This is a genomic window from Streptomyces sp. 184, from assembly GCF_045781775.1.
Lineage (GTDB): Bacteria > Actinomycetota > Actinomycetes > Streptomycetales > Streptomycetaceae > Streptomyces.
On record NZ_CP123230.1, the window covers coordinates 7,515,678 to 7,527,662 of the forward strand.

10 protein-coding genes and 1 tRNA gene are annotated in these 11,985 nt (G+C 73.2%); 3 read left to right on the forward strand and 8 right to left on the reverse strand.

Translation table 11 applies throughout. From position 1 onward, the window contains the following. Positions 1-58 precede the first annotated feature (58 nt). Complete coding sequence (locus tag QBL21_RS31965) at positions 59-1,621, reverse strand: MDR family MFS transporter (protein WP_407565710.1); 1,563 nt, start codon at positions 1,619-1,621, stop codon at positions 59-61. A gap of 353 nt (positions 1,622-1,974) precedes the next feature. Further along, a tRNA-Thr gene (locus tag QBL21_RS31970) sits at positions 1,975-2,048 on the reverse strand. 178 nt (positions 2,049-2,226) lie between these two features. On the opposite strand from QBL21_RS31970, the gene QBL21_RS31975 reads away from it, so the two are divergent. The 3 genes from QBL21_RS31975 (at position 2,227) to QBL21_RS31985 (ending at position 4,822) form a co-directional block, all read left to right on the forward strand. Next, positions 2,227-3,363: an ABC transporter ATP-binding protein gene (locus QBL21_RS31975; RefSeq protein WP_407565711.1), complete on the forward strand. Its 1,137-nt coding sequence runs from the start codon at positions 2,227-2,229 to the stop codon at positions 3,361-3,363. Positions 3,364-3,612: 249 nt separating this feature from the next. Continuing rightward, complete coding sequence (locus tag QBL21_RS31980) at positions 3,613-4,026, forward strand: hypothetical protein (protein ID WP_407565712.1); 414 nt, start codon at positions 3,613-3,615, stop codon at positions 4,024-4,026. A gap of 76 nt (positions 4,027-4,102) precedes the next feature. Next, positions 4,103-4,822 carry an NDP-sugar synthase gene (locus tag QBL21_RS31985; protein ID WP_407565713.1) on the forward strand — a complete coding sequence of 240 codons (720 nt, stop codon included), beginning with the start codon at positions 4,103-4,105 and terminating at the stop codon, positions 4,820-4,822. A gap of 185 nt (positions 4,823-5,007) precedes the next feature. Here QBL21_RS31985 and QBL21_RS31990 read toward each other — a convergent pair whose 3' ends face one another. The 6 genes from QBL21_RS31990 to ispD form a co-directional block, all read right to left on the reverse strand. Further along, complete coding sequence (locus QBL21_RS31990) at positions 5,008-6,789, reverse strand: DoxX family protein (RefSeq protein ID WP_407566638.1); 1,782 nt, start codon at positions 6,787-6,789, stop codon at positions 5,008-5,010. 207 nt (positions 6,790-6,996) lie between these two features. Then, positions 6,997-7,950 (reverse strand): 23S rRNA (guanosine(2251)-2'-O)-methyltransferase RlmB, encoded by a 954-nt coding sequence (rlmB, locus tag QBL21_RS31995; RefSeq protein ID WP_407565714.1) that lies wholly within the window; start codon positions 7,948-7,950, stop codon positions 6,997-6,999. A 103-nt stretch (positions 7,951-8,053) separates the two neighbouring features. After that, positions 8,054-9,454: a cysteine--tRNA ligase gene (gene cysS / locus QBL21_RS32000; protein ID WP_407565715.1), complete on the reverse strand. Its 1,401-nt coding sequence runs from the start codon at positions 9,452-9,454 to the stop codon at positions 8,054-8,056. A gap of 239 nt (positions 9,455-9,693) precedes the next feature. Next, positions 9,694-10,107: a PPOX class F420-dependent oxidoreductase gene (locus QBL21_RS32005; RefSeq protein WP_407565716.1), complete on the reverse strand. Its 414-nt coding sequence runs from the start codon at positions 10,105-10,107 to the stop codon at positions 9,694-9,696. A 94-nt stretch (positions 10,108-10,201) separates the two neighbouring features. Next, positions 10,202-10,759 carry a 2-C-methyl-D-erythritol 2,4-cyclodiphosphate synthase gene (gene ispF, locus QBL21_RS32010; protein WP_407565717.1) on the reverse strand — a complete coding sequence of 186 codons (558 nt, stop codon included), beginning with the start codon at positions 10,757-10,759 and terminating at the stop codon, positions 10,202-10,204. Beyond that, a complete protein-coding gene (gene ispD, locus QBL21_RS32015) occupies positions 10,749-11,558 on the reverse strand; it encodes a 2-C-methyl-D-erythritol 4-phosphate cytidylyltransferase (protein ID WP_407565718.1) in 810 nt (269 codons plus the stop codon). Before ispD ends, ispF begins: the two co-directional genes overlap by 11 nt. Positions 11,559-11,985: the final 427 nt, after the last annotated feature.

Genomic DNA, 11,985 nt, shown 5'->3' on the forward strand with positions numbered 1-11,985 from the left:
CCATGGCCACGCAAGAGGAGGGACGACAGGACGTCGCCGGCGGGTTCCGGCGTACGCCCTAGGCGGTGACGCGCTTGCCGGGGGTGTGGTCCGCGTCGGTGACGGCCGCCCGGGTGGTGTCGGGGGTGCTCCCGGCGACGATGTCGGTCGTGCTCTCGACGGCGATGTCGCCGATGCCGTCCTCGTCCTCGGGGATGTCCGGGACCCGGCTGGGCAGGGTGGCCGCCAGGGCGATCATCGCCACCGCCAGGGCCGCCGCCGTGGCGAAGGCCACCTTCATGCCGCTGACCTGGGCGGGAATCGGGTCCATGCCGTCGGCGACCAGACCCGTGGCGCGCGAGGACATCACCGTGACCACCAGCGCCGTACCGAACGCCGCCGCGACCTGCTGGAGCGTGCCGAGGATGGAGCTGCCGTGCGAGTACAGGTGCGGAGGCAGCGCGCCCATGCCGAGGGTGAAGACCGGGGTGAACGTCGCCGCGAGGCTGACCATCAGCACCACGTGCAGGGCCAGGATCTGCCAGTACGGCATGGACATCGAGATCTGCGTGTAGCCGAGGAGGGCGACCGCGATGCCCGCCGAACCCGGCAGCACCAGCCGGCGGCTGCCGAACCGGTCGAAGACCTTGCCCACGGACGGGCCCAGCAGACCCATCGCCAGACCGCCCGGCATGACCAGCAGGCCGGTCTCCAGCGGGCTCAGGCCGCGTACGTTCTGGAGGTACAGCGGCAGCAGGATCATCGAGCCCATCATCGCCAGGAAGCCGATGGACATCACGGCCAGCGACCGGGTGAACGCGCCGTACCGCAGGGTCCGCAGGTCCATCAGCGGATTCCCCGCGCGCTGGAGCCCGAACTGACGGAAGGCGAAGAGGGCGATGGCCGCGAGACCCGCGACGGCGATGCCGATGCCCAGGCCCCTGCGGTCGCTCTCGCCGACCAGGCTCAGCCCGTACACCAGACCGCCGAACCCGAGGGCCGCCACGGCCACGCTGCCCCAGTCGATGGAGCTGACCTGCGGCTCACCGACGTTCTCCAGCTTGCGCAGCCCGAACACGGTCACCAGCGCCGCGATCGGCAGCACGACGACGAACAGCAGCCGCCACGAGCCGGCCTGGAGGATCACCCCGGACACCGTGGGCCCCAGCGCGGGCGCGGTCGACATCGCCAGCGTGACGTGGCCCATCACCCTGCCACGGTGCTCCGCGGGCACCACGGCCATCAGCGTGGTCATCAGCAGCGGCATCATCACCGCCGTCCCCGCGGCCTGCACGATGCGGCCCGCCAGCAGCACCGCGAACGTGGGCGCGACCGCGGAGATCACCGTGCCGAGAAGGAACGTGCTCATGGCGACCGCGTACGCCCGGCGGGTCGTGATCCGCTGGAGGAACCAACCGGTGACGGGAATCACCGCGGCCATGGTGAGCATGAACGCCGTGGACACCCACTGCGCCGACTGCTCGGTGACGTCCATCGACTCCATCAGCCGCGGGATCGCGTTGATCATGATGGTCTCGTTGAGGATCACCACGAACGTCGCCAGCACCAGCAGCCGCACCACGGTAGGCGTCCGCCCCTCCGCATCCCCGGCGGCGGGTCGCTTCGATATCGCAGCTTGCATGACAGCTCCTCGCTGGGGTTCCTGATCACAGTCACCACGCAGCCGGGGGCCGCGGACTGGATGGTTCGAACGCTTCACCGAAACAGACCGGCGAACCCGCCGGAACTCATCGGCGCCCCCGAGCCTTCCACGTCACAGCAAGCACCGCCTCTGTATTAAGCCGCCCCCAAGCCTGAGGGGAAAACGCAGGTCGAGAGGGCCGGACGAGCCCCGGAAGACGGCAGTGAACCCCATCCCCACGGGTGCGGGGAGCACCAGTGGTCGAACTCGATGAGCCCGTCGGCGATGGGACCATCCCCGCGTGTGCGGGTCATGGAAAACCCAGCTCAGAATCGCTCTGAGCTGGGTGTCGGAGCCCCCTGTCGGATTCGAACCGACGACCTACGCTTTACAAGAGCGTTGCTCTGACCAACTGAGCTAAGGAGGCGCGCCCGTGCAGTGTAACCGGGGCGCCCGGGGGCCCGGCGATGCGTTTTCGGGACCTTCGAGGTGGTGACAAGGGGCCTGACCGGCAGGTACGGTCAGCGCCAAGGTTCACGCAGTGGACTACACCACATCCTTTACTCGGATCGTCCGGCACGTTCCTGCCGGTGAAGGGAAACACCATGGCAACGGTTTCGTTCGACAAGGCCAGCCGCACCTACCCGGGGTCCGACACCCCCGCGGTCAGCGAGCTGGAGATCTCGATCGCCGACGGCGAGTTCCTCGTCCTGGTCGGCCCGTCCGGCTGCGGCAAGTCGACCTCGCTGCGCATGCTCGCGGGGCTGGAGGACGTGAACTCCGGCACCATCCACATCGGCGACCGCGACGTCACGCACCTGCCCCCGAAGGACCGGGACATCGCCATGGTGTTCCAGAACTACGCGCTGTACCCGCACATGACCGTCGCCGACAACATGGGCTTCGCGCTCAAGATCGCCGGCGTGCCGAAGGCCGAGATCCGGCAGAAGGTCGAGGACGCCGCCAAGATCCTCGACCTCACCGACTACCTGGCCCGTAAGCCCAAGGCGCTCTCCGGTGGTCAGCGGCAGCGTGTCGCGATGGGTCGCGCGATCGTCCGGGAGCCGCAGGTGTTCCTCATGGACGAGCCGCTGTCGAACCTCGACGCCAAGCTCCGCGTCCAGACCCGTACGCAGATCGCCGGCCTTCAGCGGCGTCTCGGCGTCACCACCGTGTACGTCACCCACGACCAGGTCGAGGCCATGACCATGGGCGACCGGGTCGCGGTGCTCAAGGACGGGCTGCTCCAGCAGGTCGCGACGCCGCGCGAGATGTACGACAAGCCGGAGAACCTCTTCGTCGCGGGCTTCATCGGCTCGCCGGCGATGAACCTGGTCGAGGTGCCGATCACCGACGGCGGCATCAAGTTCGGCAACAGCGTCGTGCCCGTCGAGCGCGAGGCCCTGGCCGCGGCCACCGACAAGGGCGACCGCACCGTCACGGTCGGCGTCCGCCCCGAGCACTTCGACCTGGCCAACGGCGACGTGCCCGCGGACAAGGCCGTGTCGACGGAGAAGGGCGGCGCCCCGGCCGGTCTGCCCGTCACCGTCAACGTCGTCGAGGAGCTGGGCGCCGACGCCTACGTCTACGGCTCCGCGAACGTCGGCGGCGAGGACAAGGACCTGGTCGTCCGCGTCTCCGGCCGCGCCGTGCCGGACAAGGGCTCCACGCTGCACATCGTCCCGCGCTCCGGCGAGACCCACGTGTTCTCCACCTCCACCGGCGCGCGTCTCAGCGACTGACCGAGTCAGCGACTGAGCGACACCGCCCGGCACTTCACGCGCCTCGGCGCCGCGGCCCCCGACGGGGTGCGGCGCCGTTGCGCGTTTCCGGGGCCGCGGCGCGTACCCGCGCGTAACGGCAAGTGCGTCGGAAAGACCGGCATTTCGTTCGACCTCCACGTCAACACGGAATTCGAATTTCCCGGCCAACCGCGCTCGTAAGAGTGACTCAATGTCGCCAAATCACTACCGCTCGCTACGATCGCCCTCGTGAAACAGGCAGCCCGCCGTATCGGCAGAACCATCGCATTCGTCCTTCCCGTCGTACTCGTTCTGTCGGGTACGCTCGCGGTCGCCACGGTCCCCTGGGCGTCGCCCTCGACCGACTCCCGGATGCTCAGCGCCTCCGCGAAGAGCGCCGCGACCAAGTCGGGCGCCCGCGCCCCGCAGGAGGTGCTGCGGGACCGTCTCGTCGCCGAGTTGCGGGAGAACGACCCGGGCGCCGCGCTCACGCAGTTGCAGCGCGAGGTGCACGCCCGGCCGTCGCTCGCGCGGCACTGCGCCGGCATCGCCCGCGCGCTGGGCGAGGCGGCGGTGGCCAAGTACGGGGTCGCCCGCGCGCAGTCGTTCTCGCGCCCGGTGTGCGACACCGCCTTCGCCTCCGGGGTCGTCGCGGCCCAGTAGGGGCGTTCCGGCAGAGGTTTCACAGGAGGACCCCGCACCCGGGGCCGGTGGCTACCGGCCGGTTAGGGTGCGGGGTATGACCGCAGCCGCAGCACAACCCACTCAAGCCGTGGTCCTTGCCGGCGGGCAGGGGTCACGGCTCCGTCCGTACACGGACGACCGCCCCAAGCCGATGGTCGAGATCCCCGGCACCGGCGTGCCGATCATCGGGCACCAACTGGCCTGGCTGGCGGCCGAGGGCGTCACCGACGCGGTGGTGTCCTGCGGGCATCTCGCCGAGGTGCTCCAGGAGTGGCTGGACGCCACGGAGCTGCCGCTGAAGGTGAGCTGCGTGGTCGAGAAGGAGCCGCTGGGGCGCGGCGGGGGGCTGAAGTTCGCGGCGGAGTCGCTGCCGCGGCCCGACGAGCCGTGGTACGCGACGAACGGCGACATCTGGACCCGGTTCTCGCTGCGCGAGATGGCCGCGTTCCACCAGGAGCGCGGCGCGGACGCGACCCTGGCGCTGGCCCGGCCGAACATGCCGTGGGGCGCGGTGGAGACGGACCAGTTCGGGCACGTCATCGACTTCATCGAGGCGCCGCCGTCCCCGTATCTGATCAACGCCGGCGTGTACGTCTTCTCCGCCGCCTTCCGCGACCTGCTGCCGGAGCGCGGCGACCACGAGCGCGCGACCTTCCCGCGGCTGGCGCGGCAGCGGCGGCTGGCGGGCTTCCCGCTGCCGCAGGGGGCGTACTGGCGGGCCATCGACACGGCGAAGGACCTGACGGAGGCGGCGAAGGAGCTGGGCCGGAGCTGAGGGCGGGAGGCCCGGCGGCACGCGGAGGTCCCTGAGGCCCGTAGGCCCGTAGGCCCTCAGGTCTTGAGGCGGTACGGGCCGGGCCTTCCCTTCGTACGAGCCGAGCCCTCCACGCGTCCGGGCCGGAGCCCCGCTCCGTGGGCGCGTACCCACGCAGCCGGACCCCGGCCCGCCGACCGCAACGCCTAACCCAGCAACCCGCCCACGAGACCCGGCGGCTTCTCCTCCGGACCCCCGCCCGTCGAGCCTCCGCCCGACGAGCCGCCGCCCCCCGTGCTTCCCGCACCGTCGGCACCCGACTCCGCCGTGCCCGGGCCCGGGTCCGCGCCGGAGCCGGCGTCGGAGGGCGGCGGCGCCGGGTTCTCGGCGGACGGGGGCGGCGGTGCCTGCGACGCCGGGGGCGCCGCCGGCTGCTGCGCCGGGGGCACGCTGCCCGACTCCGTCGCCGGGCCCGCCTCCTCCGTACCCGGCGCGCCGGCCGTGCCGGGGGAGGTCGCCTCGCCGTCCGGTGCCGCGGAACCGTCCCGCGACGGGGTGGCCGAGCCCGCGTCGCCGCCACGTCCCGCGCCGCCGGGCGTGGGGGGCAGCGGGGTGCCCGGCAGGTGGTTGACGGGCGGCTCGTCGGGGCCGGGTACCCGTACGGTGCTCGACGACCGCACCGCCGCCCCCAGCATCGACCCGACCAGCAGCGCCAGGCCCACGATGACCGTGGCGAGCACCGTCCCGCGGCGCAGCACCCGGCGGCGCAGCTCCCACAGCTCCGAGCGCGGCCCCAGCGTCCGCCACGCCTCGCCCGCGAGGCGGGCGTCGAGGGAGTAGACGGGGGCGCCGGCGATCACGAGCGGGGACCAGGCGGCGAGGAACAGGGCGTCCGTCGCGTCGTACGCGGACGACGTCTGCCACGCCACCGTCACCAGCAGCCCGAGCGCGATGAACCCGCCGATGGCCGCCGCGAGCCGCTGCCAGAGCCCGCAGATCGTCAGCACGCCGACGATGATCTGGAGGAACGCCACCGTCAGCCCGGTGCCGACGGGGTGCGCGAGCCCGACGTCGTAGAGCGGCTCGGCGATGAGCCACGGGTCCATGCGCTCCAGCCAGCTCCGCATCGAGCCGTGCTCGCCGGCGTCGAAGAACAGCGGGTCGCTGAGCTTGCCCATGCCGGCGTAGAGGGAGACGAGGCCGAGGACGATGCGCAGGGGCAGCAGGACGACGCCGAGGTTCATCCGGCGGCCGGGGTAGTAGGCGTGCCGTACGGGGTCGGCGCCGTGGCGCTGGGTGCGCCCGCGGGGGCGGTCGGCGTCCGGGTCACCGTGCGAATCGGTGCCGGGGTCGGCGGTGCCGTCGCCCGGCTCGGCGTAGAGGTCGTACGGCCCGTCGTAGCCACCGGGGCCGCCGTGCCCGCCGGGGCCGCCGTGCCCCTCGTACGGACCGTCCTCCGGCCCGTACGCACCGGAGCCTCCCGAGACGTGCGGGATGACCTGGGTGGCGTCCCCTGCGGGCCCCGGCCGGCGCGGGGCGACGAGCGGCGGGGCGCCGGAGCCGTCGATGCGCGGCAGCCGGTGGGTGTCGTCGCTGATGCGCGGGATCACCTGCGTCGCGTCGTCGAAGCGGTTGTCGAAGCCGTCGTCGAAGCGGGGCAGGAACTGCGTCGGCATCGCGTCGGCGGCGCCCGCCGGGCGGTGGTCGGCGTCGCCGCGGGGGATGGCCTGGAGGAGGCGGCCCGCGGCCGTGTCGTCGACGCGCCCGGTCCACACCACGGGCGCCCGCCTGCGGGCCGCTCCGGCGGCGCCCACGGCCCCGGCGCCCGCGAGGGCGCCCGCGCCCACCAGGGCCGGCGCGAGCCCGCCGCCCCCGTACAGCGGTGCGCCCGCCGCGGCGAGCGTCCGGCGGGACGAGGGCCCGAGCTGCACGCGGAAGCTCGGGTTGTCGACGTTGATCCGGGTGGGGTCGCTGGGGACCCGCACCATCGTCAGCCGGCCGGTTTCCTCGGGCTCCTGCTCGCTACCACCCGTGGGGGTGGGCGGTGTTCTGGTGTCCACACTCCACTAACCGAGTGATGCGGCATTAAGACACTGCCTGACACGGCCCTTTTGTGTCGGAGGCCCGTCAAACACACCGTTCGCGGGGGCTCGTGCCGATTCGCCGCACGCCCTCCCGTACGCCGCTCACGCCGCTCACGCCCGCCTGCGGGCCGCCTCGTACAGCACCACCCCGGCCGCGACGCCCGCGTTCAGCGACTCCGCTCCGCCCGGCATCGGGATCCGTACCCGTACGTCGCACGTCTCCCCCACCAGCCGCGACAGGCCCTTGCCCTCGCTGCCGACCACGATGCACACCGGCCCGTCCAGCAGGTCGAGATCCGGCAGCTCGGCCTCGCCGTCGGCGGCGAGGCCGACGACCATCACGCCGGCCTTCTGGTACGCCTCCAGCGCGCGCGTCAGGTTCGTCGCGCGGGCCACCGGCGTACGGGCCGCCGTCCCCGCCGACGACTTCCACGCCCCCGCCGTCATGCCCGCCGCGCGCCGCTCCGGGATGACGACCCCGTGCCCGCCGAAGGCGGAGACGGAGCGGACCACGGCGCCGAGGTTCCGCGGGTCGGTGACCCCGTCGAGCGCGACGGCCAGCAGGCCCGCGGGGTCCTCCGCGGCGGCGTCGAGCAGGTCGTCGGGGTGGGCGTACTCGTACGGCGGGACCTGGAGCACCAGGCCCTGGTGGTTCAGGCCGTCCGTCATCCGGTCCAGCTCGGGGCGCGGCGCCTCCATCAGGTGCACGTCGCCGCGGTCGCCGGCGAGCTGGAGTGCGGCGCGGACGCGGTCGTCGCTGTCGACGTACTGCTGGACGTACAGCGTCGTGGCCGGCACGCCGTCGCGCAGCGCCTCGTACACCGAGTTGCGGCCGACGACCAGCTCGCTGCTGCCCCTGCCGCCGCGGCGCGCGGCCGGGCGGGCGGACGCGGCCTTCTTCGCCCGCGCCCTGGCGGCACGCTGCTTGGCGTGGCCGGGCCGCTGGTCGGCGGCCGGTGTGGGGCCCTTGCCCTGGAGGGACCGGCGGCCCTTGCCGCCGCTGCCCTTGGTCGCGCCCTTCTTGCTCGCCGTTCTCCGGCCTCGGCGCTGGCTGTTTCCGGCCATGGGGGCTCCACCTGCTTCTGCGATCGGTCGTTCTCTACGTCATGAGTGTGCCGCCCGGTCCGCCGGGCGGCACACGGGGGCTAGCGCGCCCGGTCCCGGCCGGTCAGCACAGGGTCCAGCGCGGCCCGTCGGGGGTGTCCTCGATGGCGAGGCCCGACTGCTGGAGCTGGTCGCGGATGGCGTCGGCGGCGGCGTAGTCCTTGCGCGCCCGCGCCGCCTCGCGCTGCTCCAGCACCAGCCGTACGAGCGTGTCGACGGCCCCGTGCAGGTCCGCGCCGCGGTCCGCGCCGGCCGCGCCCGTCCAGTGGGCGTCGAGCGGGTCGAGGCCGAGGACGCCGAGCATGGCGCGTACCTCGGCGAGGCGGGCGACGGCGGCTTCCTTGTCGTCGGCGGACAGGGCGGCGTTGCCCTGCCGGACGGTGGTGTGCACGACCGCGAGCGCCTGCGGCACCCCGAGGTCGTCGTCCATCGCCTCGGCGAAGGCGGGCGGCACGTCGGCGGCCGGGGCGACGGGGCCGCCGGCTTTCTCGACCACACGCTGCACGAAGCCCTCGATGCGCGCGAAGGCGGACTCGGCCTCGCGCAGGGCCTCCTCGCTGTACTCGATGGTGGAGCGGTAGTGCGGGGTGCCCAGGTAGTAGCGCAGGACGATGGGGCGCCAGCGCTTGACCATCTCGGAGACGAGCACCGAGTTGCCGAGCGACTTGCTCATCTTCTCGCCGCTCATGGTCACCCAGGCGTTGTGCATCCAGTAGTCGGCGAACTCGTCGCCGAAGGTCTTCGACTGCGCGATCTCGTTCTCGTGGTGCGGGAAGACGAGGTCGATGCCGCCGCCGTGGATGTCGAAGCGGGAGCCCAGGTACTTGTGGGCCATCGCGGAGCACTCCAGGTGCCAGCCGGGCCGGCCGCGGCCCCAGGGGGTCTCCCAGGACGGCTCGCCCGGCTTGACGGCCTTCCACAGGGCGAAGTCCCGCTGGTCGCGCTTGCCGGTCTCGCCCTCGCCCTCGGGCTGGCGCAGGTTGTCCAGCTCCTGGTTGGACAGGGCCAGGTAGTCGGGGTACGAGCGGACGTCGAAGTAGACGTTCCCGTCGGCGGCGTAGGCGTGGCCGGAGTCGATGAGGGCGCGCATCATCTCGATCATCTCGGGCACGTGGCCGGTGGCGCGCGGCTCGTACGTCGGCGGGAGGCAGCCGAGCGCCCGGTAGCCGTCGTCGAAGGCGCGCTCGTTCTCGTACCCGATGGCCCACCAGGGGCGGCCCTGGTCGGCGGACTTGGAGATGATCTTGTCGTCGATGTCCGTGACGTTGCGGATGAACGTCACTTCGTAGCCGCGGTGGAGCAGCCAGCGGCGCAGGATGTCGAAGTCGAGGCCCGACCGGATGTGCCCGATGTGCGGAGCGGCCTGCACGGTGGCGCCGCACAGGTAGATCGAGACACAACCCGGGACGATCGGGGTGAAGTCACGGATCTGCCGGGTGCTGGTGTCGTACAGGCGAATGGTCACGCCTCAAGGGTAGTAGGACCCGGGCGCCCCGGGGGCCCCGGTCCGCGGATGCCCCGAACACCCCCTCGGGCACACCCCCCGCGCACCCGCCCAAGGGTAGGCCGCCCCGCTGACATCGGGCCCTCATCGGGCCCGCGCGCCCGGGCCCGATGCGGACGCGCGGGCACCCGGCCGCCCGCGCGTTCCACGCACCTCGCACAAGGCACCTCGCTCAAGGCGCCCTGCTCGATGCACCTCGCTCAATGCAGGTCGCCCTGGCCCGAGATCTTCTCCGGGGTGACGCGGATGACGACCCGGGTGCCGTCGCCGCCGTGGCCGCCGCTGAAGGTGTCGTAGTCCTTGCCCGTGTACTTCACCGCCAGCTCGTCGATCAGCTCCGCACCGCCCTCGGTGGTGATGCTCGCGGTGCCGTACACCTGGGCGTAGTTGTACGGGGCCGCCGGGTTGACCACGACGACGCTGACCCGCGGATCGCGGCTCAGGTTACGGGCCTTGACGCGCTCGGCGGTGGTGGAGAAGAGCAGGTCGTCGCCGTCGCGCTTCACCCAGACGGGCGATGCCTGCGGGGCGCCGTCGGGCTGCACGGTGGCGACGGTGACGAAGACCTTGCCGTCGAGGACCTGCTTGAGGTTGTCGGAGAGGGCGGCAGACACGTGGGACTCCTCGGGTTTCGCGGACGTGGGAACTCTCTGCGTACCCAACAACCCGCGCCCCAAGGACCTTCCGCGCGGCGGCGGAAGGTCCGCGTCACCCGGGCGGCGGCAGCACGAGCGCGGTGGCGACCGCCGCCAGGCCCTCGCCGCGGCCGGTGAGCCCGAGGCCGTCGGTCGTGGTGCCGGAGACCGACACCGGCGCCCCGGTGGCGGCCGAGAGCGCCGCCTGCGCCTCCGCCCGCCGCTTGCCGATCTTCGGCCGGACGCCGATCACCTGGATGGCGACGTTGCCGATGCGGAAGCCGGACGCGCGGACGATACGGGCCGCCTCACCGAGCAGCGCGACGCCCGCGGCGCCGGACCACTCCGGGCGGTCGGTGCCGAAGTGCGCGCCGAGGTCGCCGAGGCCGGCGGCGGAGAAGAGCGCGTCGCAGGCGGCGTGGGCGGCGACGTCGCCGTCGGAGTGGCCGTCGAGCCCGTGGCTCTCGCCCTCCCAGAGCAGGCCGGCGCACCACAGCTCGCGGCCCTCGGCGAAGGCGTGCACGTCGGTCCCGACGCCGATGCGCGGCAGCAGGCCGTACGCACCGGGCGCACCCGGGTCCCCACCGGGCGCAGGAGCGCCCGCGGCAGGCGCGTTCGCGTCAGAAGGCATCGGTCGCCCTCCTGCGCGCCAGCACGGCCTCGGCCAGCACCATGTCCAGCGGTCGCGTCACCTTGAACGCCTCCTCGTGCCCGGGTACGAGCACGACCTCGACGCCCAGCCGCTCGACCATGCCGGCGTCGTCCGTGGCGCCCTCGCCGGCGGCGGGCACCTTGTCGTGCGCCTCGGTCAGCACCCCGCGGTCGAACCCCTGCGGGGTCTGCACGGCGCGCAGCGCGGCCCGCTCGGGCGTGGCGACGACCGGCTCCGGGGCGCCCGGCTCGCCGCCGGGCACGACCTGCTTGACGGTGTCGGTGACGGGCAGCGCCGGTACGACGGCGGGCGCCCCGGCCCGTACCGCGGCGGCGACGGCCTCCACGGTGTCCACCGGGACCAGCGGGCGGGCGGCGTCGTGCACGAGCACGACGCCGACGTCGTCGGGGAGCGCGGCCAGGCCGAGGCGTACGGAGTCCTGGCGGGTGTCGCCGCCGGAGACGACGACGACCTCGGTCGAGTCGAGGTGTTCCAGGTGGTCGTCGAGGAGGGTGCGCACCTGCGCCGCCTCACCGGGCGGGCCGACGACGACGACCAGGGACACCGCGCGGGCGCGGGCGAGGGCACGTACGGCGTGCACGAGCATCGGCGTGCCGCCGAGGGCGCGCAGGGCCTTGGGCGCGCCCGGGCCGAGCCGCACTCCGCGGCCGGCGGCGGGGATCACCGCGGCGCATCGGTGCGGACCGGACGGGTCCGAGTGGCCGGGCCGGGTCCCCACGGACGCGGCGGGCGAGTCGGACGAGCCTGACGGAGACATTGCGGTGTTCAGGTTTGTGTCCTTGGACGACATGGGTATGGCCAAAAGCGTGCCGGGCACGTGCTTCGTGCCCCCACCGCGGAGCTCGCTGCCGACCCCCTTCCGTGACGCTGATGGTCGCAGTAGCTACCCGGGCCCGGCACGGCGTGTCCACATGAAAGCGGGACAGCCGTCGGCCCGGCGCGCCGCACGCGAGCATACGCACGCGCGGCGCGGGAGCCTACGGCTGCCCCCGGAAACCCGGCACGCCTTCAGGCCGTCGGAACGGACGTGAAAGGACGAGCGGGGACAAACGGACGGACCACGAAGGACGTGACCGGGCAGCGTCGAGACGGCGGCGGACGAAACCACGGCGCCGGGAACGACGGCTTGCGCGTGACGACACCGCGTGACGACACGTGCCGACACACAGCCGACGACCGGCACC